This is a genomic window from Streptomyces albidicamelliae, from assembly GCF_025642175.1.
In the GTDB taxonomy this organism is placed as follows: Bacteria; Actinomycetota; Actinomycetes; order Streptomycetales; family Streptomycetaceae; genus Streptomyces; species Streptomyces albidocamelliae.
Window position 1 is genome coordinate 3,098,209 of the sequence record NZ_CP106795.1, and the last position, 25,085, is coordinate 3,123,293.

The 25,085-nt window shown below is 70.3% G+C and carries 18 protein-coding genes; 3 read left to right on the forward strand and 15 right to left on the reverse strand.

All coding sequences use genetic code 11. The features are described from left to right. Nucleotides 1-13 precede the first annotated feature (13 nt). Nucleotides 14-631, forward strand: coding sequence for an ABC transporter ATP-binding protein (locus N8I86_RS14320; RefSeq protein WP_263277931.1), 618 nt, complete (start codon nucleotides 14-16; stop codon nucleotides 629-631). Next, nucleotides 628-2,919, forward strand: coding sequence for an ABC transporter permease family protein (locus N8I86_RS14325; RefSeq protein WP_263277932.1), 2,292 nt, complete (start codon nucleotides 628-630; stop codon nucleotides 2,917-2,919). Before N8I86_RS14320 ends, N8I86_RS14325 begins: the two co-directional genes overlap by 4 nt. A 139-nt stretch (nucleotides 2,920-3,058) precedes the next feature. On the opposite strand, the gene N8I86_RS14330 is transcribed toward N8I86_RS14325, so the two are convergent. From N8I86_RS14330 to N8I86_RS14380, 11 genes are all read right to left on the reverse strand, one after another. Next, the gene (locus tag N8I86_RS14330; RefSeq protein ID WP_263277933.1) at nucleotides 3,059-5,020 is read right to left on the reverse strand and encodes a TIGR03960 family B12-binding radical SAM protein; all 1,962 of its coding nucleotides are present in this window, start codon (nucleotides 5,018-5,020) and stop codon (nucleotides 3,059-3,061) included. A gap of 70 nt (nucleotides 5,021-5,090) precedes the next feature. Then, entirely contained in the window at nucleotides 5,091-6,590 is a 1,500-nt protein-coding gene (locus N8I86_RS14335; RefSeq protein WP_263277934.1) for a CYTH and CHAD domain-containing protein, read from the reverse strand. Nucleotides 6,591-6,717: 127 nt separating this feature from the next. Then, a complete protein-coding gene (gene rodA, locus N8I86_RS14340) occupies nucleotides 6,718-7,914 on the reverse strand; it encodes a rod shape-determining protein RodA (protein ID WP_073893940.1) in 1,197 nt (398 codons plus the stop codon). Beyond that, the gene (gene mrdA / locus N8I86_RS14345; RefSeq protein WP_263277935.1) at nucleotides 7,911-10,160 is read right to left on the reverse strand and encodes a penicillin-binding protein 2; all 2,250 of its coding nucleotides are present in this window, start codon (nucleotides 10,158-10,160) and stop codon (nucleotides 7,911-7,913) included. The genes rodA and mrdA overlap by 4 nt, the downstream gene beginning before the upstream one ends. Nucleotides 10,161-10,360: 200 nt before the next feature. Next, the gene (gene mreD, locus N8I86_RS14350; protein WP_073893943.1) at nucleotides 10,361-11,038 is read right to left on the reverse strand and encodes a rod shape-determining protein MreD; all 678 of its coding nucleotides are present in this window, start codon (nucleotides 11,036-11,038) and stop codon (nucleotides 10,361-10,363) included. Between the two features lie 13 nt (nucleotides 11,039-11,051). Further along, nucleotides 11,052-11,990, reverse strand: coding sequence for a rod shape-determining protein MreC (gene mreC, locus N8I86_RS14355; protein ID WP_073893944.1), 939 nt, complete (start codon nucleotides 11,988-11,990; stop codon nucleotides 11,052-11,054). Nucleotides 11,991-12,155: 165 nt separating this feature from the next. After that, complete coding sequence (locus N8I86_RS14360) at nucleotides 12,156-13,175, reverse strand: rod shape-determining protein (RefSeq protein WP_020940056.1); 1,020 nt, start codon at nucleotides 13,173-13,175, stop codon at nucleotides 12,156-12,158. Between the two features lie 309 nt (nucleotides 13,176-13,484). Beyond that, nucleotides 13,485-13,898 (reverse strand): nucleoside-diphosphate kinase, encoded by a 414-nt coding sequence (gene ndk, locus N8I86_RS14365; protein WP_073893946.1) that lies wholly within the window; start codon nucleotides 13,896-13,898, stop codon nucleotides 13,485-13,487. Nucleotides 13,899-14,082: 184 nt separating this feature from the next. Then, nucleotides 14,083-14,439, reverse strand: coding sequence for a DUF4233 domain-containing protein (locus N8I86_RS14370; RefSeq protein WP_093477673.1), 357 nt, complete (start codon nucleotides 14,437-14,439; stop codon nucleotides 14,083-14,085). 8 nt (nucleotides 14,440-14,447) lie between these two features. Next, a complete protein-coding gene (gene folC, locus N8I86_RS14375; protein ID WP_399203787.1) occupies nucleotides 14,448-15,905 on the reverse strand; it encodes a bifunctional tetrahydrofolate synthase/dihydrofolate synthase in 1,458 nt (485 codons plus the stop codon). 756 nt (nucleotides 15,906-16,661) lie between these two features. Continuing rightward, entirely contained in the window at nucleotides 16,662-19,292 is a 2,631-nt protein-coding gene (locus N8I86_RS14380; protein WP_073893950.1) for a valine--tRNA ligase, read from the reverse strand. 137 nt (nucleotides 19,293-19,429) lie between these two features. On the opposite strand from N8I86_RS14380, the gene N8I86_RS14385 reads away from it, so the two are divergent. Further along, a complete protein-coding gene (locus N8I86_RS14385) occupies nucleotides 19,430-20,323 on the forward strand; it encodes a hypothetical protein (protein WP_073893952.1) in 894 nt (297 codons plus the stop codon). Nucleotides 20,324-20,390: 67 nt separating this feature from the next. Here N8I86_RS14385 and clpX read toward each other — a convergent pair whose 3' ends face one another. The 4 genes from clpX to tig form a co-directional block, all read right to left on the reverse strand. Next, the gene (clpX, locus tag N8I86_RS14390) at nucleotides 20,391-21,677 is read right to left on the reverse strand and encodes an ATP-dependent Clp protease ATP-binding subunit ClpX (RefSeq protein ID WP_030747560.1); all 1,287 of its coding nucleotides are present in this window, start codon (nucleotides 21,675-21,677) and stop codon (nucleotides 20,391-20,393) included. A gap of 170 nt (nucleotides 21,678-21,847) precedes the next feature. Then, nucleotides 21,848-22,513, reverse strand: coding sequence for an ATP-dependent Clp protease proteolytic subunit (locus N8I86_RS14395; RefSeq protein ID WP_073893953.1), 666 nt, complete (start codon nucleotides 22,511-22,513; stop codon nucleotides 21,848-21,850). A 69-nt stretch (nucleotides 22,514-22,582) separates the two neighbouring features. Beyond that, nucleotides 22,583-23,188 (reverse strand): ATP-dependent Clp protease proteolytic subunit, encoded by a 606-nt coding sequence (locus N8I86_RS14400; RefSeq protein ID WP_107423707.1) that lies wholly within the window; start codon nucleotides 23,186-23,188, stop codon nucleotides 22,583-22,585. A 417-nt stretch (nucleotides 23,189-23,605) separates the two neighbouring features. Beyond that, a complete protein-coding gene (tig, locus tag N8I86_RS14405; protein ID WP_073893956.1) occupies nucleotides 23,606-24,976 on the reverse strand; it encodes a trigger factor in 1,371 nt (456 codons plus the stop codon). Between the last annotated feature and the right edge of the window lie 109 nt (nucleotides 24,977-25,085).

Below are 25,085 nucleotides of genomic sequence, written 5' to 3' on the forward strand. Positions count from 1 at the left end.
CAGCCAGCCGGCCGTGCGTGACGCCCATCTCCACGTCGCGCCCGGCGAGGTGGCGGCCATCACCGGGCAGAGCGGCTCGGGCAAGTCCTCACTGCTGTACTGCCTGGCTGGTGTGCTGCCCGCCACGCGGGGACAGGTGCGCTTCGAAGGGCGCGTACTCGGTGGCCTCACCGACGAGGAGATGAGCGCGCTGCGCCGGGAGCGTTTCGGCTTCGTCTTCCAGTACGGGGAACTGCTGCCCGAGCTGACCGTCGAGGAGAACGCCGCGTTGCCGCTGCGCCTGAGCGGGCAGGGCAAGAAGTCCGCCCTCGCGGCGGCCGGCCGGGTACTGGAGCGGCTCGGCCTGGCGGATCTGCGCGAGCGGCGGCCTTCGCAGGTGTCGGGCGGCCAGAGTCAGCGCGTCGCGGTGGCCCGCGCCCTGGTACACCGTCCGGCGGTCGTCTTCGCCGATGAACCCACCGGGTCGCTGGACAGCGCCAACGCCGCCGCCGTACTGCACGAGTTCCTCGGCCTGGCACGCTCCCAGGGCACGGCCGTGGTCCTGGTGACGCACGATCCGGCCGTCGCCGCGCGGGCCGACAGCCACTACACCATGGCCGACGGAGTTCTCTCCCCGCGGGGTGGCGCGTGAGGGAGTTCATGCTGGGCCTGCGCCTGCTGTTCGGCTCCGGGCGCGGCAGCCGCATCCGTTTCTTCCTGATGGCGGCGGGCGGTTCCCTCGGTGTGTGCTGCCTCGCCCTCGTGCTGACGATCCCGGCCATCCTGGACGCGCACGACGCCCGCGCCGCGGCCCGGGAACCGCAGACGACGTCGGTGGGCAAGGCACACCCGGGCTCGGCGCTCGTCCTGGAGCGCAGGGATCCGCACGGCTCCAAGCCGTTCACCCGGGTGTTCGTCGCCCGCGGTACCAAGGCCACGCAGCAACCACCGCCCGGCGTGGACGCACTCCCAGGACCCGGCGAACTGTACCTGTCTCCGCGCCTGCACGAACTGCTGCGTGCGGAGCCCGCCCTCAAGGGTCTGCTGCCCGGCCGGGAGAAGGGTTTCATCGGCCCTGCGGGACTCGCCGACCCGGACGAGCTGTACGCCTATGTGGGAATGTCCCGGAAGGAGATCGCCGACGACGCGGACACCGGGGCGCTGCAGTCCTTCGGCTACCCCTACGCCCCCACCCCCGTCGTCGAGCCGTCCACCCTCACCAACCTCCGCTTCGCCCTCGCCACCCTGGTCCTGCTTCCCCTGGCCGTCTTCCTGTCGGTGTGCGCCCGGCTCTCCGCCGCCAGCCGCACCCGCCGCCTGGCCGCGCTGCGCCTGCTGGGGCTCAGCACCAAGGGCACGCAGCGCGTCAACGCCGCCGAGACCGTGGCCGCGGCGCTGCTCGGCGCCCTCCTCGGGCTCGGCGAGTACGGGATCCTCAACCAGGTGATGTCCCGCTCCGGCCTGCCCGCGTTGCGCTGGTACCCGGCCGACGGCGCCCTGTCCTGGACCACCGTCGCCGTCTGCCTTCTCGGCTGCCCGGCACTCGCCTGGTTCGTCGGTCGCGCGAGCGCGCGCACCGCCGCCGCCAATCCCCTGGCGGTACGGCGCACGGCCGTACCCAAGCCCCCCACGAAGTGGGGCGGCCTCCTGCTGGTCACCGGCCTCGGCATCGTCACGGGCTTCTGCGCGACCGGCCTCACCGACCACCCGGCCACGAGCGACGGCCTCTTCGCGGTCCTCGTCGTGGGCGGCGTCCTGCTGACCGGCTCGGGGCTGGTACTGACTCTGCCCTGGCTGTCGTACCTCCTCGCCCGCAAGGTGGCCGGCACCACCCGGTCCCTGGCGCTGAACCTGGCCATGCGCCGCAACGAGGTCGAGCCCGGCAGCACCATGCGGGTCGTCACCGGCCTGGTCCTGCTGGTGTACGCGGCGTCCCTCGCGCAGGGCGTGCTGATCGAGTTCGAGCAGGTCAGCAAGCCGAACAACCCCGTCCAGGACTACTCCATTCCCCTTTCGGCGCTCTCCGACCGGCAGCAGAAGCAACTCACCGAGGTGCCGGGTGTCCGCGCCCACGCCCGGACGATGGTCTCCTGGAGCAAGCCCGGGCCCTCCGGCATCCCGCCCCGGGCCACGGCGCTGGTCGCCACCTGCGCCGACCTGACGCGGCTGGTGCGGCGGGCCGAAGGCTGCACGGACGGCCGGGTCATGCGGCTGGTCAACCCCAACAGTGCCACCGACCCGGACATCCACCCCGGCGCGTCTTTCCCCTTCCGGCTGCGGTCCGGGCGGCATCCGGTCTCGGTGACCTTGACCATCCCGTCCGCGAGGGTCGTCATGCGCCCGTACGACCCGTCCGCGGTCGGCGACGCGTCCGTGATCGTCCCGCCATCCGCACTGCCCGCGCACGCCCGGCCGCAGTCGGGCTCGCTCATCCTCGACAGCGACTCCGATCCGCACGTGGTCCGCAAGGTGCTGGACGGCATCGGCGGTATCGCGCCGACCGACTCCGTCGAACCGGTCGGCGTCAACGTCGACAGCCTGTCGCAGATCGCGGTCCTCGAGACCCTGCTGGTCCTCGGCATGATCATGGGGCTGGTGATCGGTGTCGCCGCCTTCCTGGTCGCCGTCTCGGACCGGGCCGTCGAACGCCGCGCCCAGGTCGCAGCGATCACGCTGATCGGGGCGCGGGCGCGCACTCTGCGCGCGGTGCAGAGCATCCAGGTGGTGCTGCCACTCGCCATCGGCCTCGTGCTGGCCCTTGTGAGCGGCAAGCTCGCCGAATCCAGTTATCTCGTCACCGGGGGCGGTGAGGTGTTCTGGGACATCGCCGGGATCCCCGTACTGGCGTGCGCCGCCCTGGGCGTGATCGTCGTCGCGACACTGGGCACGCTGCCACTGGTAGGCCGCCGCGTCGATCCGGAACTCATCCGCCGGGACTGAGACTCCCGATGCCCGCTCCGGAACAGGTTTTCGATCCTGGGCTGTCGGGTCTCGCCAGACGGTGGCTACGCCGGTGAGGTGGCGGCTGTGCCGGCCGCAGCCGGCGCAGCCGCCACCTCATCCTCGCGCCTCGCTCACGTCAGTGCGAATGACCACTCGAAGCCGGTGCCGGGCCTGCGTTCTTGACCGTGAGGGGCAGCAATTTCTTGCCCGTCGGGCCGATCTGGATGTGGGTGTCCATCTGCGGGCAGACGCCGCAGTCGAAGCACGGGGTCCAGCGGCAGTCCTCGACCTCGGTCTCGTCGAGGGCGTCCTGCCAGTCCTCCCAGAGCCAGTCCTTGTCGAGGCCGGAGTCGAGGTGGTCCCAGGGCAGGACCTCCTCGTAGGTGCGCTCGCGGGTGGTGTACCAGTCGACGTCGACGCCGAAGGGCTCCAGCGCCTTGTCGGCGCACGCCATCCAGCGGTCGTACGAGAAGTGCTCGCGCCAGCCGTCGAAGCGGCCGCCGTCGTCGTACACCGCGCGGATGACCGCGCCGATGCGGCGGTCACCGCGGGAGAGCAGGCCCTCGACGATGCCGGGCTTGCCGTCGTGGTAGCGGAAGCCGATCGAGCGGCCGTACTTCTTGTCGCCGCGGATCTTGTCGCGCAGCTTCGCGAGACGGGCGTCCGTCTCCTCCGCCGACAGCTGCGGCGCCCACTGGAACGGGGTGTGCGGCTTGGGGACGAAGCCGCCGATCGAGACCGTGCAGCGGATGTCGTTCGAACCCGAGACCTCGCGGCCCTTCTGGATCACGTGCGTCGCCATGTCGGCGATCTGCAGGACGTCGTCGTCGGTCTCCGTGGGCAGGCCGCACATGAAGTACAGCTTCACCTGGCGCCAGCCGTTGCCGTAGGCGGTGGCCACGGTCCGGATCAGGTCCTCCTCGGAGACCATCTTGTTGATGACCTTCCGCATGCGCTCGGAGCCGCCCTCGGGGGCGAAGGTCAGACCGGAACGGCGGCCGTTCCTGGTCAGCTCGTTCGCCAGGTCGACGTTGAAGGCGTCGACGCGGGTGGACGGGAGCGAGAGGCCGATCTTGTCGTCGGTGTAGCGGTCCGCCAGGCCCTTGGCGATGTCACCGATCTCCGAGTGGTCCGCGGACGACAGGGAGAGCAGGCCCACCTCCTCGAAGCCGGTCGCCTTCAGGCCCTTGTCGACCATGTCGCCGATGCCGGTGATCGAGCGCTCGCGCACCGGGCGGGTGATCATGCCGGCCTGGCAGAAGCGGCAGCCGCGGGTGCAGCCGCGGAAGATCTCGACCGACATCCGCTCGTGGACCGTCTCCGCCAGCGGCACCAGCGGCTGCTTCGGGTACGGCCACTCGTCCAGGTCCATCACCGTGTGCTTGGAGACGCGCCACGGGACACCGGAACGGTTCGGGACGACGCGGGCGATCCGGCCGTCGGGCAGGTACTCGACGTCGTAGAACGCCGGGATGTACACCGCGCCGGTCTTGGCCAGGCGGAGCAGGACCTCCTCGCGGCCGCCGGGGCGGCCCTCCGCCTTCCACTCGCGGATGATCCGCGTCATGTCGAGGACGGCCTGCTCGCCGTCGCCGATGATCGCCGCGTCGATGAAGTCGGCGATCGGCTCCGGGTTGAAGGCCGCGTGGCCGCCGGCCAGGACGATCGGGTCGTCGACCGTGCGGTCCTTGGACTCCAGCGGGATGCCCGCCAGGTCCAGGGCGGTGAGCATGTTGGTGTAGCCCAGCTCCGTGGAGAAGCTGAGGCCGAACACGTCGAAGGCCTTCACCGGGCGGTGGCTGTCCACCGTGAACTGCGGGACGCCGTGCTCACGCATCAGCGCCTCCAGGTCCGGCCACACGCTGTACGTGCGCTCGGCGAGGACGCCCTCCTGCTCGTTGAGGACCTCGTAGAGGATCATGACGCCCTGGTTGGGCAGTCCGACCTCGTAGGCGTCCGGGTACATGAGCGCCCAGCGGACGTCGCACTCGTCCCAGCGCTTGACGGTGGAGTTGAGCTCACCGCCGACGTACTGGATCGGCTTCTGCACGTGCGGGAGCAGAGCTTCGAGCTGCGGGAAAACCGACTCGACAGGCATCTCGCGAACCTTCATGAGCTGACAGGGGTGACCATTCAGCGTAACCCGCCCGACGGACTCCCCCGTACGCTCAGCCGGGCGACGACGAACCGATCTTCTTCCACAGGCCGGGCAGGTCCTCCTCGGTCCTCGCCGCCCGGGCCTCCTGCCTGCCGTGCAGCAGGCCGTACGTGAACGTGTCCTCCCCCGCCGCGTGGGCCACCGCGGACAGCTCGCGGAGGGTGTGGCGGGCCATGACGCTGTCCTGGTGCTCCCCGAGAAGGCTGGTCAGGGACTTCATGGACTTGGCCAGGGAGCGGGCGGGACCGCCGAGGGCGGGGGTGGCGGCCTCGGCGGCGTAGCGGGTGCGCTTGGCCTTCTTGCGGGCCTCGTGCAGGGCGTGGTCGCGGTCCTCGCCGGGCGGCAGCTCCATCGACTGCTCCACCAGGCCGGAGACCTTCGCCAGATCCTTGCGTACGGCCTTGCCGAGCGCCTTGCGCGGCTTCTTGCCGCCCGCCTTGCGCAGGGGCGGGTCGGCGAGGAGCCGGTCCAGGCCGTCCAGCAGGGTGAGGTAGCGGCGGGAGTCGAGGACCCCGGTCAGGTGGCTGTGGGCGCCGCGGTGGCGGGCTTCCGCCCAGCCGGTGAGCCGTTCTCGGACGGGCCCGGTGACCAGGGCCGGGGGGACGGCGTCGAGGGCCTTCGTGAGGCGGTCGGCGAGCACCTCCTGGTCGCGGTCGATGCCCAGCTCGCCCGCGAGCCACTTCAGCTCGGCGACGAGGGGATCGGTGGCACCGCGGTCGAGGACGTTGCGGAAGGTGCGCAGGGTGCTGCGGGCACGGCGGGTGGCGACCCGCATGCGGTGCACGGAGTCGGGCACGTCCCGGCGGACGGCGGGGTCGAGTTCGACCAGCGCGTCCCGCTGGGCGCGGAGGTAGGCGAGGACGTGGTCGCCGGCGGTGACCGGCTGTGCCGACTTCGTCCTCCGGCGGCGGCGGGGGGCGGTCTGGTCCAGGGCGCGGGCCAGTTTCGACGGTGACCTGGAGGGGCGCACGCCCGACTTGCGCAGTCGTTTCTCCACCTGGTCGAGGAAGGCGGGGTCGCCGTCGTCGGCGAGTTCCACCTCGATCTCGGTCCACTGGGCGGCTCCGCCCTTGCCGTTGAGCCGCTCGGCGGTGACGGTGTCGACGCTCGCCTCGGCGAGCAGGGTGCCGTCGGCGTCGACCAGGTGGCGCACGTCGCGGGCGGAGCGCAGCCGGACGAGGGGGATCAGCTCGTCGTCGCGGACGCGGGAGCGGACGAGGGCGGCGATCTCGTCGGGGACGGTGTCGGAGAGGGGGGCCCGGATCTCGTCGCGGACGCCGGGTGCGACCGGGAACTTTAGGTGCCAGCCGGCGTCGGCGCCCCCGGTGCGGCGGCGCAGGGTGAGCGAGGCGGTGGCCAGGCGTTCGTCGACGGTGTCGTAGTAGGTGGCGTCGAGGTCGACCACGCCCTTGTCCAGGACGGACGCCACCCCGCCGACGCCGGTCAGGTCGGGCAGCCCGCTGTCGTCGGATTCGTACTTGCGCTCGATCTCGCGTTTCTCGTCCGCCATGGCTCGAATCTAGTGTCCGGGGCGCCGTTTCGGCAGAGGGCATCGGCGCCGGTCAGGCCCGGGTACCCGTCCCGGGGACGGATACCCGCGGCCGTACGCGTCCCGCCGGCGCCGGGCGGCCCGGGTCCTACGCCGACATCGGCCGCTGCACCTTGATCGACTGCAGGAGTCCGACCGCCACCCACACCGCGAACATCGACGAGCCGCCGTACGACACGAAGGGCAGGGGGAGACCGGTGACCGGCATGATGCCGAGGGTCATGCCGATGTTCTCGAAGGACTGGAAGGCGAACCAGGCGACGATCCCGGCGGCGACGGTCGTCCCGTACAGCTCGGTCGAGTCACGTGCTATCCGGCAGGCGCGCCAGAGGACGACCCCGAGCAGGAAGATGATCAGGCCCGCGCCGAGGAAGCCCAGCTCCTCCCCCGCGACCGTGAAGACGAAGTCCGTCTGCTGCTCGGGCACGAACTGGCCGGTGGTCTGCGAGCCGTGGAAGAGGCCCGCTCCGGTCAGGCCGCCGGAGCCGATGGCGATACGGGCCTGGTTGGTGTTGTAGCCGACGCCGGCCGGGTCGAGGTCGGGGTTGGCGAAGGCCGCGAAGCGGTTGATCTGGTACTCGTCCAGGATGTGCAGCTGCCAGATGGCGACGCAGCCGATCACGCCGGCGATGAGCAGGCCGAAGACCCAGCGGTTGGAGGCGCCGGAGGCGAGCAGCACCCCGAGGATGATCGCCACCATGGCCAGCACCGACCCGAGGTCGGGCATGAGCAGCAGGATGAGGATCGGGACGGCGGCCAGGCACAGGGCCTGGAACACGGTCCGGTGATCGGGGTACGGCTTGTCGCCCGCGTCCACCCGCGCGGCGAGCAGCATCGCCATGCCCAGGATGATCGTCACCTTGAGGAATTCGGCGGGCTGGAGCGAGAAGCCGCCGATGACGAGCCAGTTGCGCTGACCGTTGATCGTGGCGCCGAGCGGGGTGAGGACCACCAGGGCGAGGGCCACCGACAGGCCGTAGAGGACGGGCACGGCGTTGCGCAGGGCGCGGTGGCCGAGCCAGAGCGTGCCGATCATCAGGGCGATGCCGATGCCGAGGTTCATCAGGTGGCGGACCAGGAAGAAGTACGGGTCGCCCTGGTTGAGCTCGGTGCGGTTGCGGGTGGCGGAGTAGACGAGCAGCGAGCCCATCAGGGACAGGGCGGTGGCCGCGAACAGGATCGGCCAGTCCAGGCGGCGGGCGAGCGAGTCGCGGGCGAAGATCCTGGTCCAGCCGGCCCGCTCGGGGCCGTACCCGGAGACGGAGAAGCTGTTCGCGCCGGTCATGAGGGCATCCTCCGGCTTCCCCTCCGGCGAGGCCGCCTGCGGGTGTCACGGTTGCGCGTGGTGGGTGAGGGTGTGGTGGCCGGCTGCTGGTCGTCGCCGTTGGTCGTGTTGTCCTTCTGGGCGGCCTCGACGTCCTTGGCCGGGTCGCCCTTGACCTTGGGGTTGACGATGGTGCCGTCCGTGCGGACCTTGGGCAGGCCCTTCTGCGGCTCGGGCAGCAGCGCCCTCTTGTTGTCGACGGAGCCGTCGCCGTTGACGCCGTAGAGCGCGCTGTAGATGTTGCGCACGGCCTCACCGGAGGCACCGGAACCCGTACCGGCCTGGGCGATCGTCATGATCACCGTGTAGTCCTTGGAGTACGTGGCAAGCCAGGAGGTGGTCTGCTTGCCGTAGACCTCGGCGGTACCGGTCTTGCCGTGCAGGGCGATCTTGTCCTGCGGCCAGCCGCCGAACTTCCAGGCGGCCGTACCGCGGGTGATGACGCCCGCGAAGGCGTCGTTCATGCCCTTGAGGGTGGCCTGGCTGACCGGCAGCTTGCCGTTCTTCTTCGGCTTGATCGGCGTGACGGTCCGGCCGTCGGCGCTGATGATCGCCTTGCCGATGGTCGGCTGGTACATCGTGCCGCCGTTGGCGACGGCGCCGTAGATCACGGCCTCCTGGATCGGCGTGACGAGGGTGTCGCCCTGGCCGATGGAGTAGTTGATCTCGTCACCCTCGCGCATCTTGTTGCCTTCGAGGCAGTTCTCGTACGCGATCTTCTCCACGTAGGTGCCGTCCTTCTTGCCGGACTTGCACCAGGCGTCCTTGTTGGCCTTCCAGTAGTCGAGCTTCCACTGGCGGTCGGGGACGCGGCCGGTGACCTCGTTGGGCAGGTCGATGCCGGTCTCCTTGCCGAGGCCGAACTGGTGGGCGGTCTTGAAGAACCAGTCCTTGGGCTGCCCCTTCTTGGGGTTGATGCCGCCGTCCCTCTTCCACTCCCGGTCGGCGAGGCCGTAGAAGACGGTGTCGCAGGAGACCTCGAGCGCCCGGCCGAGCGAGATCGGGCCGAAGCTCTCCCCCTCGAAGTTCTTGAAGACCTGGCCGCCGACGGAGTAGGAGCTGGTGCAGGGGTAGCCGCCGTCCCAGACGTAGCCCGCCTGGACCGCGGCGGCCGTGGAGACCACCTTGAACGTCGAGCCCGGGGCCGCCTGACCCTGTATGGCCCTGTTGAGCAGCGGGTAGTCCGAGTTCTTGCCGGTGAGGGCCTTGTAGTCCTTGGCGGAGATGCCGCCGACCCAGACGTTCGGGTCGTAGGTGGGCGCGGAGGCCATCGCGACGATCCGGCCGGTCTTGGCCTCCATGACCACGACGGCGCCGGAGTCGGCCTTGTAGTTCTCGCCGGTGATCTTGTCGAACTGCTGGCGGGCGACCTTCATCGCCTTGTCCAGTTCGTACTCGGCGACGCGCTGCACCCGGGAGTCGATGCTGGTGACCAGGTTGGAACCGGCCTCGGCCGCGTCCGACTTGGCCTTGCCGATGACCCGGCCGAGGTTGTCCACCTCGTAGCGGGTCACGCCGGCCTTGCCGCGCAGCACCTTGTCGTAGGTGCGCTCGATGCCCGAGCGGCCGACCATGTCGGAGCGCAGGTAGGGCGAGTCGGTGTCCTTGGCCTTCTGGATCTCGGCGTCGGTGACGGGCGAGAGGTAGCCCAGCACCTGGGCGGAGTTGGACTTGCCGGGGCCCGCGTAGCGGCGCACGGCCTCGGGCTCGGCGGTGATGCCGGGGAAGTCCTCGGAGCGCTCGCGGATCTGCAGGGCCTGCCGGGCCGTCGCCTCGTCGGTGATCGGGATCGGTTGGTAGGGCGAGCCGTTCCAGCAGGGCTGGGGGGTCTTGGAGTCGCACAGCCGGACCTTCTGCATGACGTCCTGCGGCTTCATGCCGAGGACGCCGGCCAGCTTGGTCAGGACGGCCTTGCCGTCGTCCTTCTGCTTGAGCAGGTCGGTGCGGGAGGCGGAGACGACCAGGCGGGTCTCGTTGTCCGCGAGGGGGACGCCCCGGGCGTCCAGGATGTCGCCGCGCACGGCGGGGTCGACGACCTGCTGGACGTGGTTGCCGGACGCCTCCTTCTGGTACGAGGCGCCCTCACGGATCTGGAGGTACCACAACCGGCCGCCGAGCGTGCCGAGGAGGGAGAGGACGAGAATCTGGATCACGACGAGCCGGATCTGGACCCGTGGGGTCCGGCCGGTCTCGGGGATGTTGGTCACTGCGGCTGTCTCCCCCTCTCAGTGCGCGGATGTCTGCGCGCGGAATGCCTGTGCGTGCACTGCCTCTGCTTGCCCTGCCTGCGCATGTCCTGCGCGTCGTGCGTGCGTGCGAGCCGCCTGCGTGTGTACGCATGATGAACGACCGGCCTGTGCGCCCCGGTTCCGCGGCATCTGCCCCGTTCGGGTGAACTCCCCCGCCTTCACAGCCGCTTGACCCCCTTGATGCGGCCGACCCGGGTGGAGCGGGTGCGCGCCTTGGCCTTCAGGGCGCCGAGGCCGCCGCGCTGGCTGCCGATGCGCAGGCCGGTGCCGGAGGAGAGCCAGCCGGAGGAGATGTCACCGGCCTTGGCCGCGGGGCTGCTCTCGGTGAGCGGATCGTTGTCGGCCTTGCGGGCGAGCCACATGATCCCGGGGACCACGAACGGGGCGAGCAGCAGGTCGTACAGGGCGGCGGAGATCAGCAGGCCGGTCAGGCCGACGTGGCGGGCGGCGGTGTCGCCGACCAGGGCGCCGACACCGGCGTACAGCAGGGTGGAACCGACGGCGGCGGCGACCACGACGGCCATGGGCCCGGTCGCGGACTTCAGCCGGCCGCTCTCCGGTTTGACGAGCCCGGCGAGGTAACCGATGACGCACAGCACGAGGGCGTAGCGGCCGGCTGCGTGATCGGCGGGCGGGGCCAGGTCGGCGAGCAGTCCGGCGCCGAAGCCGACGAGGGCGCCGCCGACATGGCCGTACACCATCGCGAGGCCGAGGACGGTGAGCAGCAGCAGGTCGGGCACGGCGCCCGGCAGGTGCAGCCGGGCGAGGACGCTCACCTGGATGACCAGGGCGACGACGACCAGCGCGGAGGAGAGCAGGATCCGGTTGACACGCATGGGGATTCAGCTCCTACTGCTGCTGGTCGGTCGTGTTGGCGTCGGCCGACGGGGTCACCGTGACGGTCACCGTCGGCGTCGGCGTGGGCTTGGGGTGGGCCGGGAGCACGGTGTCCCGCGGGTCCTTCTTCGGGGCCTCGACGACCACGCCGACGACGTCCAGCTTGGTGAAGCTGACGTACGGCGTGACGTAGAGGGTGCGGGTGAGGCCGCCGCCCGAGGGGTCGACGCGGGAGATCACGCCGACCGGGACGCCGGGCACGAACGGCTTGTCGGCCTGCGAGCCGAACGTGATGAGCCGGTCGCCCTTCTTCACCTCCGCCTTGCCGTTGAGCAGTTCCACGCGCAGCGGGCGGTCGCCCTGACCGGAGGCGAAGCCGAGTTCGTCGCTGCCCTCCATGCGGGTGCCGACGGTGAAGTCGGGGTCGTTGGCGAGGAGCACCGTGGCGGTGTCCGGGCCGACGGTGGTGACGCGGCCGACCAGCCCGTCGCCGTTCAGCACGGTCATGTCCCGTTTGATGCCGTCGTTGGCGCCCGCGTCGATGGTGATGGTCCAGGAGAAGCCCTGTGCCGAGCCGATGGCGATGACCTGGGCGCCCTTGATGCCGTACTGGCCCTCGCCGGCGATCTTCAGCATCTTGTCGAGCTGTGCCAGGCGGCTGCGGTTGCGGTCGTCGCTGCCGAGCTTCGCCTTGAGGGCCGCGTTCTCCTTCTCCAGGGCGGCGAGCCGGTCGTGCCGGCTGCCGGAGTCGCGGATGGCCGAAACGGCGTTGCCCACCGGGTCGACCGCCGAGGACAGTCCGTTCTCGACGGGTCCGAACACCGCTGCCGCGGCCTGCCGGGCTCCGTCCACCGGGGAGTTGCGGCCCCCGCGGATGTCCACCGTGATCAGCGCGAACGCGATGGCGATCAGCAGGACCAGGAGCAGCCGGCTCTCTTTCGTGTCCCTCACGTGCGGCGGCCGTGCCCTTCCTCAAGTCGGAATCGTGCGGGCCCTGGAGAACGCGAATGGTGCGGCGCAAACCGAAGCGGCCCATTTGGGGGAGCTTATGCCTCTATACCAACGATCCGCCGCACGAGAGGAGAACGTCTCGTACGGCGGAATCGAAGAGTTACGTCATCTGCGCGGCTGGGCGTCCAGGACCTGCTGCAGCGCCTCGAACTCCTCGACGCACTTGCCCGAGCCGAGCGCGACGCTGTCCAGCGGGTCCTCGGCGATGTGGATCGGCATGCCGGTCTCCCGCCGCAGCCGCTCGTCGAGCCCGCGCAGCAGTGCTCCGCCGCCGGTCAGAACGATTCCTCGGTCCATGATGTCGCCGGACAGCTCCGGCGGGCACTTGTCGAGGGTGGTCTTGACGGCGTCGACGATCGCGTTGACCGGCTCCTCGATCGCCTTGCGGACCTCGGCGGCCGAGATGACGACGGTCTTGGGCAGTCCGGAGACCAGGTCCCGGCCGCGGACCTCGGTGTGCTCGTCGCTGTCGAGGTCGTACGCCGAGCCGATCGTGATCTTGATCTGCTCCGCGGTGCGCTCACCCAGGAGAAGGCTGTACTCCTTCTTGATGTACTGGATGATCGCGTTGTCGAGCTCGTCGCCGGCGACGCGGATCGACTGGGCGGTGACGATGCCGCCGAGCGAGATGACCGCGACCTCCGTGGTGCCGCCGCCGATGTCCACCACCATGTTGCCGGTGGCCTCGTGGACCGGCAGGCCGGAGCCGATGGCGGCCGCCATGGGCTCCTCGATGATGTGCACCTGGCGGGCACCGGCCTGGGAGGACGCCTCGATGACGGCGCGGCGCTCGACGCCGGTGATGCCCGAGGGCACGCAGACGACGACGCGGGGCCTGGCGAGATACCGCCGCTTGTGGATCTTCAGGATGAAGTAGCGGAGCATCCGCTCGGTGATCTCGAAGTCGGCGATCACGCCGTCCTTCAGCGGGCGGACGGCGACGATGTTGCCCGGTGTACGGCCGATCATCTTCTTCGCTTCGGCGCCGACCGCGAGGATCCCGCCCGTGTTGGTGTTGATCGCCACGACGGACGGCTCGTTGAGCACGATCCCGCGACCCCTGACGTACACCAGCGTGTTGGCGGTCCCGAGGTCGACAGCCATGTCACGGCCGATGAACGACATTGAGTTCCCCATCCGGATTCATCGGGCCTTCCTGAGCATTTGAGGGCATGTCAGGTCGGCCAGGCGGGTGCTGTGACGTGAAGGCTTCCATCGTAAACGCGCCTGCACGAACACTGCGCGAGGGTCTCCGCCATTGTCACCAGATGGCGGGCCGCCCCGCTTGTGGAGACGGTCCATCGGAGGAAGGCGTTCCCCCGATCGGCAAGGCATATGCCAAAGGACGGCCGAAAACGCACGACCGTCCCTGGTCAGGTACGCGGGCTCAGCTGACGCCCGCTCAGAAAATTCAGCGAGAATTCGCCACGCGGTTCAGGCGCGGCCGGGGAAGAAGATCTTCACCTCGCGCTCGGCGGACTCCTCGGAGTCGGAGGCGTGGATCAGGTTCTCGCGGACGATCACACCGAAGTCACCGCGGATGGAACCGGGGGCGGCGGCGATCGGGTCGGTCGGGCCGGCCAGCTGGCGGACCCCCTCGATGACCCGCTCGCCCTCGGCGATCAGGGCGACGACCGGGCCGGAGGACATGAACTCGACCAGCGGCTCGTAGAACGGCTTGCCGACGTGCTCGGCGTAGTGCTGCTCCAGCGTGGCGCGGTCCAGGGTGCGCAGTTCCAGCGCGGTGATCTGCCAGCCGGCCTTGCGCTCGATCCGGCCGATGATCTCGCCGGTCAGGCCTCGACGGACGGCGTCGGGCTTGAGCAGGACGAGGGTGCGCTGCGTCACGACGTGCTCCTTTTCAGCGTGTGCGGTGGGATGAGGCTACAGGGCCGCTCCGCCTCTCCGTCACGCAGTGTCAACTTGAGCGGGGCGGTGAACCCGGACGCCGCCGGTGCGGGCCCTCGCCGGGCGCCGCCGTCGTGACCGAGAGCTGCCGCCGCCGGCCGGAGGGCCCGGCCGGCGGACGCCGTCAGGCGCCGGAGGGGGTGTTCTCGGCGGCCTGGGCCGCGAAGCGGGCCTTCGCCTCGTCGATCTTCCTGCCGTAGTGGACCGAGGCCCACCACAGGGCCGCGAAGATCACGCCCATGAAGTACATGGTCGGGACGAAGACGCCGGAGGCGACCAGGGCGATCTGCAGGACCCAGCCGAGGGCGATCCCGCCGGGCCGGGTCACCATGCCGCACAGCAGCACGCACAGCAGCATGGCGATGCCGCTGACCAGCCACACCGTCGAGGTGGACAGGTCCGGTTGCTTCATGGCGACGAGCCCGGCGAAGCCGATGACGAAGAACTCGCCGATGAGAGTCGATGAACAGAGCGTACGCACGGGAGACCTCAGCCCTTCCCCAGCAGCAGCCGGGCCTCGCCGACCGTGATGACCGAACCGGTGACCAGGACGCCACCGCCCGCGAACTCGCCCTCCTCCTCGGCCAGCGTGATCGCGGCCTCCAGGGCGTCGGGCAGCCGCGGCTCGACCTGCACCCGCTCCTCGCCGAACACCTCGACGGCGATGGCGGCGAGCTCGTCCGAGTCCATGGCGCGGTGGCTGGAGTTCTGTGTGACGACGACCTCGGCGAAGATCGGCTCGAAGGCCTCCAGCAGCCCCCGCACGTTCTTGTCGCCGCTCGCGCCGACGACCCCGATCAGCCGGGTGAAGTCGAACGCCTCCCGCACGGCCTCCGCGGTGGCCGCGGCGCCCGCCGGGTTGTGCGCGGCGTCCAGCACGACCGTGGGCGACCGTCGTACGACCTCCAGGCGGCCCGGGGAGGACACGGCGGCGAAGGCCTTGCGGACCGTGTCGAGGTCCAGCGGCTCCGCGCGCTGCGCGCCGACGCCGAAGAACGCCTCCACGGCGGCGAGGGCCACGGCCGCGTTGTGCGCCTGGTGTCCGCCGTGCAGCGGGAGGTACACCTCGGGATACTCGCCGCCGAGTCCGCGCAGGGTGAGCAGCTGCCCGCCGACGGCGACCTGCCGGGCGACGACCCCGAACTCCAGGCCCTCGCGGGCCACGGTGGCGTCCACCTCGACGGCCTTCTTCAGCAGCACCTGCGCCGCGTCCACCGGCTGCTGGGCCAGGATGACGGTCGCGTCCTGCTTGATGATGCCGCTCTTCTCGGTGGCGATCTCCGCGTGCGTCTCACCGAGGCGGTCGGTGTGGTCCAGGTCGATCGGGGTGACCACGGCGACGTCGCCGTCGATCACGTTGGTGGCGTCCCAGGAGCCGCCCATGCCGACCTCGACGACGGCGACGTCCACGGGCGCGTCCGCGAAGGCCGCGTACGCCATGCCGGTGAGCACCTCGAAGAAGGACAGCCGGTACTCCTGCTGCCCGTCCACCATCTCGACGTACGGCTTGATGTCCTGGTACGTCTCGATGAACCGCTCGGCCGAGATGGGAGCGCCGTCCAGGCTGATCCGCTCGGTGATCGACTGCACGTGGGGGCTGGTGTAGCGGCCGGTGCGCAGCTCGAAGGCGCCGAGCAGGGCCTCGATCATGCGGGCGGTGGAGGTCTTGCCGTTCGTGCCCGTGATGTGGATCGAGGGGTACGAGCGCTGCGGCTCGCCCAGGACGTCCATCAGCGCGGCGATCCTGCTGACCGAGGGCTCCAGCTTGGTCTCGCCCCAGCGGGTGGCCAGGTCCGCCTCGACCTCGCGCAGGGCCTTGTCGACCTCCGGGTCCGCCGGCCGCGCGGGAACGTCGGCCTGCGGCGGCCCGCCCTGGGTGCGCAGGGTGCGGCTGCCGGCCTCGATCACCGCGAGGTCGGGGTCGCGGTCGGTCTCGGCCTCGATCATCTCCTCGAAACTGTCGAGGGGGTCGGGAGTGTCGCTGTTGCCGGGGTGGTCGCTCACGAGGCCAGTCTACGGAGCGTGGGGGCGCTTCGCGGCGCCGGTATGGGAGGGCTTGTCTCACCGGGTCCCGACGGGGGTTCGGGGAGTCGGGGGGGCCGAGGGCGCGGGGGGGGCCGTCGGTCCGGTGCGGGGTGCGTCGTGGCTCGTCGCGCCGTTCCCCGCGCCCCTGAAGGGGGCCGCCCGGGGCTCGGCCGGCGGGTGACCGGCGTCGGCGGCGGATCCGGCGGGCCTGGACCGGCTGCCGGGCGCGGGTGCGTCGTGGCTCGTCGCGCCGTTCCCCGCGCCCCTGAAGGGGCTGCCCGGGGCTCGGCCGGCGGGTGACCGGCGTCGGCGGCGGATCCGGCGGGCCTGGACCGGCTGCCGGGCGCGGGTGCGTCGTGGCTCGTCGCGCCGTTCCCCGCGCCCCTGAAGGGGGCCGCCCGGGGCTCGGCCGGCGAGTGACCGGCGTCGGCGGCGGATCCAGCGGGCCTGGACCGGCTGCCGGGCGCGGGTGCGTCGTGGCTTGTCGCGCCGTTCCCCGCGCCCCTGAAGGGGCTGCCCGGGGCTCGGCCGGCGGGTGACCGGCGTCGGCGGCGGATCCAGCGGGCCGGGACCGGCTGCCGGGTGCGTCGTGGCTCGTCGCGCCGTTCCCCGCGCCCCTGGGTCGGCCGAGGCCCCGGCGCCTTTGAGGGGCCGGGGCCTGCTGGGCCGTGTCGCGGATTACGCCGGCGGCAGCTTGTCCAGCTGGGCCTGGATGCGGGCGATGTCCTCCTCCGCCTTGGCCAGGCGGGTGCGGATCTTGTCGACCACGTTCTCCGGAGCCTTCGCGAGGAACGCCTCGTTGCCGAGCTTGGCCGTGGCCTGGGCCTTCTCCTTCTCGGCGGCGGCCAGGTCCTTCGCGAGGCGCTTGCGCTCGGCGGCCACGTCGATGGTGCCGGAGAGGTCGAGGGCGACCTCGGCACCGGCGACCGGCAGCGTCGCCGTGGCCGTGAAGGACTCGCCCTCCGGCTGCAGGCGCAGCAGCTGGCGGATGGCGGCCTCGTGCGGGGCGAGGGCGGTGCCGTCCAGCGTCAGCCGGGCCGGGACCCGCTGGCCGGGCTGCAGGCCCTGGTCGGCGCGGAAGCGGCGGACCTCCGTGATGACCGACTGGAGGGTCTCGATCTCGCGCTCGGCGCCGCTGTCACGGAAGCCGCTGTCGGCCGGCCACTCGGCGATGACGACCGACTCGCCGCCGGTCAGCGTCGTCCAGAGCGTCTCCGTGACGAACGGCACGACCGGGTGCAGCAGCTTGAGGGTGACGTCCAGGACCTCGCCGAGGACCCGCTTGCTGACCTCGGCCGGCTCGCCGCCCGCCTGGAAGACGGTCTTCGACAGCTCGACGTACCAGTCGAAGACCTCGTCCCACGCGAAGTGGAAGAGGGCGTCGGACAGCTTCGCGAACTGGAAGTCCTCGTACAGGGCGTCGACCTCGGCGACCACCGAGTTCAGCCGGGACAGGATCCAGCGGTCCGTCGCCGACATCCTCGACGGCTCCGGCAGCGGTCCCTCGACCGTGGCGCCGTTCATCAGCGCGAAACGGGTGGCGTTCCAGATCTTGTTGGCGAAGTTGCGCGAACCCTGGACCCAGTCCTCGCCGATCGGGACGTCGACACCGGGGTTGGCGCCGCGGGCCAGCGTGAACCGGAGGGCGTCGGAGCCGTACTTGTCCATCCAGTCCAGCGGGTTGACCGCGTTGCCGAAGGACTTCGACATCTTCTTGCCGAACTGGTCGCGGACCATGCCGTGCAGCGCGATGGTGTGGAACGGCGGGGTGCCGTCCATCGCGTAGAGGCCGAACATCATCATCCGGGCGACCCAGAAGAAGAGGATGTCGTAGCCGGTGACCAGGACGGAGTTCGGGTAGAACTTCGCGAGCGACTCGGTCTGTTCGGGCCAGCCGAGGGTGGAGAACGGCCACAGGCCGGAGGAGAACCAGGTGTCGAGGACGTCGGTGTCCTGCTTCCAGCCGTCCGCCTCGGTGCCGGGGGGCTCCTCGTCGGGGCCGACGCAGACGACCTCGCCGTCCGGGCCGTACCAGACCGGGATGCGGTGGCCCCACCACAACTGCCGCGAGATGCACCAGTCGTGGAGGTTGTCGACCCAGTCGAAGTACCGCTTCTCCATCTCCTGCGGGTGGATCTTGACCTTGCCGTCGCGGACGGCGTCGCCGGCCGCCTTCGCCAGCGGGCCGACCTTGACCCACCACTGCATGGACAGGCGCGGCTCGATGGTGGTCTTGCAGCGCGAGCAGTGGCCGACGGAGTGGACGTAGGGCCGCTTCTCGGCGACGATCCGGCCCTCGGCGCGCAGCGCGGCGACGATGGCGGAGCGGGCCTCCAGGCGGTCCATGCCCTGGAAGGGGCCGTGGACGGTGATGACGGCGTGCTCGTCCATCACCGTGATGGACGGCAGGTCGTGCCGCTGGCCGATCTCGAAGTCGTTCGGGTCGTGGGCCGGGGTCACCTTGACGGCGCCGGTGCCGAACTCCGGGTCGACGTGCGTGTCGGCGACGACCGGGATGGAGCGGTCGGTCAGCGGGAGCCTGATGAGCTTGCCGATCAGGTGCCGGTAGCGCTCGTCGTCGGGGTGGACGGCGACGGCGGTGTCGCCGAGCATCGTCTCGGCGCGGGTGGTGGCGACGACGATGGTGTCGTCCCCCTCGCCGTACTTCATGGAGACGAGCTCGCCGTCGTCGTCCTGGTACTCGACCTCGATGTCCGAGATGGCCGTCAGACAGCGCGGGCACCAGTTGATGATGCGCTCGGCGCGGTAGATCAGCTCGTCGTCGTAGAGGCGCTTGAAGATGGTCTGGACGGCCTGGGAGAGGCCCTCGTCCATGGTGAAGCGCTCGCGGGACCAGGCGACGCCGTCGCCCAGGCGGCGCATCTGGCCGCTGATCTGGCCGCCGGACTCGGCCTTCCACTGCCAGACGCGCTCGACGAACGCCTCGCGGCCGAGGTCGTGCCGGGACTTGCCCTCCTTGCCCAGCTCGCGCTCGACGACGTTCTGCGTGGCGATGCCGGCGTGGTCCATGCCCGGCTGCCACAGCGTCTCGTGGCCCTGCATGCGCTTGCGGCGGGTCAGGGCGTCGATGAGCGTGTGCTCGAAGGCGTGCCCGAGGTGCAGGCTGCCGGTGACGTTCGGCGGCGGGATGACGACCGTGTACGGCGGCTTGTCGCTCTTCGCGTCCGCCTCGAAGTAACCGCGCTCTACCCAGCGCTCGTACAGCGGCCCCTCTACATCGGCCGGCGCGTACTGGGTCGGCAGTTCGGAGTCGGGCGCGGGTGGCTGCTGATGAGCGTTCTCGGTCACGGGGGTCAGTTTAGAGGTGTCACGGCGTGGTCCCGAAACACGTTTGTTCTGTAACGGTGCGGCCCCCGGTGCCGTGCGTTTTCCGGGCCTGGGCCAGGATGTCAGGAACACATAAGCATCTGGAGGGGAACCCAGTAATGAGCAGCAACCAGCCGGGCCCGTACGGCCAGCAGCCCCAGCAGCCGGGTCCGTACGGCCAGCCGGGCCCTTACGGCCAGCAGCCGCAGGCTCAGCAGCCCGGCTACGGCTACCCCCAGCAGGCTCCGGCGGCTCCGCCGCAGCCGGGTTACGGCTACCCGCAGCAGGGTGTGCCGCAGCAGCAGGCGCCGTACGGCATGCCCCAGGCGCCGCAGCCGGCCGGCGGGAAGAAGAAGACGGGCCTGATCATCGGCGCGGTGGCCGTGGTGGCGGCCGTCGCGGTGGGCGCGTACTTCGTGCTCGGCGGCAGCGGTAGCAGTGACGTCGCGGACGACGGCCCCCACAAGCTGACGACTCCGGCGACGGTGCTGACGGAGTACAAGAAGTCCAAGAGCGACAGCGGCTCCATGACGGCCAAGGACCTGAAGGACGCCGAGAAGTGGGGCGTGCAGGACCCGCACGACGTCAGCGCCACCTACGCGTCCGGGGACCCCGACAACCCGCTGAGCAAGAAGGGGATCAACTTCGGCGGCGTCTACGGCACGATCGACGACCCCGGCAAGACCGTGGACGCGATGTTCGCGTACATGAAGAGCGAGTCCCAGAAGGACAGCGACAGCGGGGCCTCCCTGAAGGGCGAGCCGACCGCGTACACGCCGGACGGGCTCGACGGTGCGGTCCTCAAGTGCCAGCAGGCCTCCGCTCCCACCGGCACGAGCAGCGGCGGCCCGAAGGACGTGACGATGACCATCTGCATCTGGGGCGACCACAGCACCCTCGGGTTCGTCATGCCGATGGACTTCGCGAGCCTGGTGGCCGGCCGGAGCAGCGACCCGGCGACGGACGCCGCGCTCGTCGCCAAGTTCCGCAACGAGGTCCGCGTCAAGGCCTGACCTTGCCGCAGGACACGCGAAGGGGCCCCGGTCGGTGACCGGGGCCCCTTCGCGTGTGTCGGTGCGCCTACGCCGTCTTCTGCTCCCCGGAGCCCCGGCCGCGGGCGTCGCGGGGGATCAGGGTGGGGTTGACGTTGGAGAGGACCACGTCGGCCGTGATGACCACGCGGGCCACGTCCTTGCGGGACGGGACCTCGTACATCACACCCTGGAGGACCTCCTCCATGATGGCGCGCAGGCCGCGGGCGCCGGTCTGGCGGAGGATGGCCTGGTCGGCGATGGCCTCCAGGGCCTCGCGCTCGAAGTCCAGCTCCACGCCGTCGAGTTCGAAGAGGCGCTGGTACTGCTTGACCAGGGCGTTGCGGGGCTCCACGAGGATCTGCAGCAGGGCCTCGCGGTCCAGGTTGTGGACCGAGGTGATGACCGGGAGGCGGCCGATGAACTCGGGGATCATGCCGAACTTGACCAGGTCCTCCGGCATGACGTCCTCGAAGACGTCCTTGGCCTCCAGCTCGCGCTTGGAGAGGATCGTCGCGCCGAAACCGATGCCCTTGGCGCCGGCCCGCGCCTCGATGATCTTCTCCAGGCCCGCGAAGGCACCGCCCACGATGAACAGGACGTTCGTCGTGTCGATCTGGATGAACTCCTGGTGCGGGTGCTTGCGGCCGCCCTGGGGCGGCACCGAGGCCGTGGTGCCCTCGAGGATCTTCAGCAGGGCCTGCTGGACGCCCTCGCCGGAGACGTCCCGGGTGATCGACGGGTTCTCGCTCTTGCGGGCGACCTTGTCGATCTCGTCGATGTAGATGATCCCGGTCTCGGCCTTCTTGACGTCGTAGTCCGCGGCCTGGATCAGCTTCAGGAGGATGTTCTCGACGTCCTCGCCGACGTAGCCCGCCTCGGTGAGCGCCGTGGCGTCGGCGATCGCGAACGGGACGTTCAGCATGCGCGCGAGCGTCTGCGCGAGGAGCGTCTTGCCGGAGCCCGTGGGCCCCAGCAGCAGGATGTTGGACTTCGCCAGCTCGATGGCGTCGTCACGGCCGCTCGCGCCGCCGTTCTCGCCTGCCTGGACCCGCTTGTAGTGGTTGTACACCGCGACGGAAAGCGCCTTCTTGGCCGCTTCCTGGCCGACCACGTAGCCCTCGAGGAACTCGTAGATCTCGCGAGGCTTGGGCAGTTCCTCCCAGCGGACCTCGCTGGTCTCCGCGAGTTCTTCCTCGATGATCTCGTTGCAGAGATCGATGCACTCGTCGCAGATGTACACACCGGGCCCTGCGATGAGCTTCTTGACCTGCTTCTGGCTCTTGCCGCAGAACGAGCACTTGAGCAGATCGCCGCCGTCACCGATGCGTGCCACGGTGTGCTTCCCCTTCGCCTGGGAGACGCCTGGACGTTACGAGTCCAGCGGCTCCTGGTGCTGCCTTATGTCCGACGGTACCTTGCCGGGCCCGGTGTTCGGGCCCCCCTTGGCAGGGTTCACTTTGACGTGCACGGTGCCAAGAGGGGCGGAGAGCGTACCTCTCCGGGTCAGCGGACCTCGGAGTTGTTCAGCTTGCGGGTGGAGATGATCTGGTCGACGAGGCCGTACTGCAGCGCCTCCTCGGCCGTGAGGATCTTGTCGCGCTCGATGTCCTCGCGGATCTTCTCGAGCGGCTGGTTCGAGTGCTTGGCCAGCATCTGCTCCAGCTGGTCACGCATCCGGGTGAACTCCTTCGCGATGATCTCCAGGTCGGAGAGCTGACCGCGGCCGGTGGAGCCCGCCGGCTGGTGGATCAGGACGCGGGAGTTCGGCAGCGCCATGCGCTTGCCGGGGGTGCCGGCGGCCAGCAGGATCGCCGCCGCGGAGGCCGCTTGGCCCATGCAGACCGTCTGGATGTCCGGCTTCACGAACTGCATCGTGTCGTAGATCGCCGTGAGGGCGGTCATGTCGCCACCGGGGCTGTTGATGTAGATCGAGATGTCCCGGTCCGGGTCCATCGACTCCAGGCACAGCAGCTGCGCCATGACGTCGTTGGCCGAGGCGTCGTCGATCTGGACGCCCAGGAAGATCACGCGCTCCTCGAAGAGCTTCGCGTACGGGTCGTACTCGCGGATGCCCTGGGAGGTGCGCTCGACGAAGCGCGGGATGACGTAGCGGCTGTCGGGGCGGGGCCCTTCGTACATGCCGCTGGCGGCGCCGTGGAAGTTGCTCATGGGGTGTTCACCGTCCTGGTGGCGTTCTGGGGGCTGGGGTCTCGGCGGTGCGTGGCGTGGCCTGGCCGGTCAGGCACCGGTGCCGCCGCCTCCCGGAACACCCGAGGCGTGCGTGATGATCTCGTCAATGAGACCGTACTCCTTGGCCTCTTCCGGGGTGAACCAGCGGTCGCGGTCGCCGTCGCGGATGATCGCCTCGACCGTCTGGCCGGAGTGCTGCGCGGTCAGCTCGGACATGCGCTTCTTGGTGCGCAGCAGGTACTCGGCCTGGATCTTGATGTCCGAGACGGTACCGCCGAGGCCCGCGGAGCCCTGGTGCATCATGATGTCCGCGTGCGGCAGCGCGAAGCGCTTGCCCGCGGCGCCACCGGTGAGCAGGAACTGGCCCATCGAGGCCGCCATGCCCATGGCGATGGTGACCACGTCGTTCGGGATGTACTGCATGGTGTCGTAGATCGCCATGCCGGCCGTCACCGAGCCGCCGGGGCTGTTGATGTAGAGGTAGATGTCCTTGTCCGGGTCGGCGGCAAGGAGCAGCAGCTGTGCGGTGATCTTGTTGGCGATGTCGTCGTCAACCTGCTGGCCGAGGAAGATGATCCGCTCGTTGAGCAGCCGGTTGTAGACCTGGTCGCCGAGGCCACCACCGATGGAAGGCTCGCCGGCGGCTGAAGGCATCAGATTCGTCACGTATCCACCTGCTCGTCTTACGACGGCGCCGGGCCGTCTCACGTCGTCCTGCCGGAGGCTTGGCTGGGGGTTTCAGGAGACTCCCCTGCCCCCGTACTCATGGACCCTAACGCGCGGGTCCCTTCGGGGAATCCCGGAGATGGGAGTGTTCGCCGGGGGCGTAGCGAAGGGCTCCGTGTGGGGGCCGCGTGCGGTTCCGGGGGGTGTGGCGCTTTCGCGTCGCCGGTCCGCGGGCCGATCGTGGCCGGTCCCGGCGCCCGCGGCCGGGCCGCGCGGTCGTACGGGGCCCGCGTACGCGTGGGGGCCCGCGCCCCCCAAGGGGCCTCCGCGCCCCGGGGACGGCACAGGCCCCCGGGGTGCACCCCGGGGGCCTGCGTACGCGCTTCAGGGGCGCCGCGGGGCCGCTCAGCCCTCGGCGTTCTCCTCGGAGGTCTCCGACGCCTCGGCGGCCTCGGTCTCCTCCTCCTCGTCGTCCAGGTCGACGATCTCGCCGTTGGTGTCCTTCACCGTGGCGGCCTCGACCACGACGGCCAGGGCCTTGCCGCGGGCGACCTCGCCGACGAGGAGCGGCACCTGGCCACCCTCGACGACGGCCTGGGCGAACTGGTCGGGGGACATGCCGGAGGAGGCCGCACGCCGCATGAGGTGCTCGGTGAGCTCCTCCTGGTTGACGTTGAGGTTCTCCTTCTTGACCAGCTCGTCGAGGACGAACTGGGTCTTGATGCCCTTGACCGCGGCCTCACGGGTCTCGGTCTCGAACTCCTCGGCGGTCTTGCCCTGGATCTCCAGGTACTTGTCGAGGTCCAGACCCATCTGGCCGAGCTGGTGGTGCTCCAGGTTGTGCTTGCGGGTGTTGACCTCGTCCTCGAGCAGCTTCTCGGGGACCGGGACCTCGACCAGCTCGAGGAGCTTCTCCAGGACGCGCTCCTGGGCCTGGGTGGCCTGGTCGAACTGCTTCATGTTCGCGAGGCGCTTGCGGCTGTCGGCCCGGAGCTCGTCCAGCGTGTCGAACTCGGAGGCGAGCTGCGCGAACTCGTCGTCCAGCGCGGGCAGTTCGCGGGCGGCGACCTGGGACACCTTGACGGAGACCTCGGCCTCCTTGCCCGCGGCGGAGCCGCCCTTGAGCTCGGAGGTGAAGGTGGCCTCGCCACCGGCCTCCAGGCCCTTCACGGCGTCGTCGATGCCGTCGAGCAGCTCACCGGAACCGATGGTGTAGGAGACACCCTCGGCGATGCCGTCCTCGAGGACCTCGCCGTCGACCTTGGCCTGCAGGTCGATGGTGACGACGTCGCCGTCCTCGGCCGCACGCTCGACCGGGGAGGTGGAGGCGAAGCGCTCGCGCAGCTGCTCGACCGACTTCTCCACGTCCTCGTCGGTGACCTCGACGGCGTCGACCTCGACCTCGATGCCCGAGTAGTCCGGGATCTCCAGGGCGGGGCGCACGTCGACCTCGGCGGTGAAGTTCAGCGTCTCGCCGTCCTTCAGCTCCGTGATGTCGACCTCGGGCTGGCCCAGCGGGCTCAGCTCGGCCTCGTTGACCGCCTCGGTGTAGAACTTCGGGAGCGCGTCGTTGACCGCCTCCTCCAGGACCGCACCGCGGCCGAACCGCTGGTCGATGACGCGGGCCGGGATCTTGCCCTTGCGGAAGCCCTTCACCGTGACCTGCTGGTTGATCTTCTTGTACGCCGCGTCGAGGCTGTCCTTGAGCTCCTCGAAGGGCACCTCGACAGTGAGCCGAACCCGGGTCGGGTTCAGGGTCTCCACGGCGCTCTTCACGGTTCGGTCTCCTTGTGGCTGACTTCTTGGTTTCTGCCGGAGCCAGACTGGTCCGGCGGATTTCGCCGCCCGGAGGAGTTCGTAGGCCGAGTGGGCCGGGACACACGGG

Excerpts from the sequence above, each read along its gene's own strand:
- N8I86_RS14330 (WP_263277933.1), bottom strand. The coding sequence starts at position 5,020 with ATGCCTGTCGAGTCGGTTTTCCCGCAGCTCGAAGCTCTGCTCCCGCAC.
- N8I86_RS14335 (WP_263277934.1), bottom strand. The coding sequence starts at position 6,590 with ATGGCGGACGAGAAACGCGAGATCGAGCGCAAGTACGAATCCGACGAC.
- rodA (WP_073893940.1), bottom strand. The coding sequence starts at position 7,914 with ATGACCGGCGCGAACAGCTTCTCCGTCTCCGGGTACGGCCCCGAGCGG.
- mreD (WP_073893943.1), bottom strand. The coding sequence starts at position 11,038 with ATGCGTGTCAACCGGATCCTGCTCTCCTCCGCGCTGGTCGTCGTCGCC.
- N8I86_RS14360 (WP_020940056.1), bottom strand. The coding sequence starts at position 13,175 with ATGTCGTTCATCGGCCGTGACATGGCTGTCGACCTCGGGACCGCCAAC.
- folC (WP_399203787.1), bottom strand. The coding sequence starts at position 15,905 with ATGATCGAGGCCGAGACCGACCGCGACCCCGACCTCGCGGTGATCGAG.
- N8I86_RS14385 (WP_073893952.1), top strand. The coding sequence starts at position 19,430 with ATGAGCAGCAACCAGCCGGGCCCGTACGGCCAGCAGCCCCAGCAGCCG.
- N8I86_RS14395 (WP_073893953.1), bottom strand. The coding sequence starts at position 22,513 with ATGAGCAACTTCCACGGCGCCGCCAGCGGCATGTACGAAGGGCCCCGC.
- N8I86_RS14400 (WP_107423707.1), bottom strand. The coding sequence starts at position 23,188 with ATGCCTTCAGCCGCCGGCGAGCCTTCCATCGGTGGTGGCCTCGGCGAC.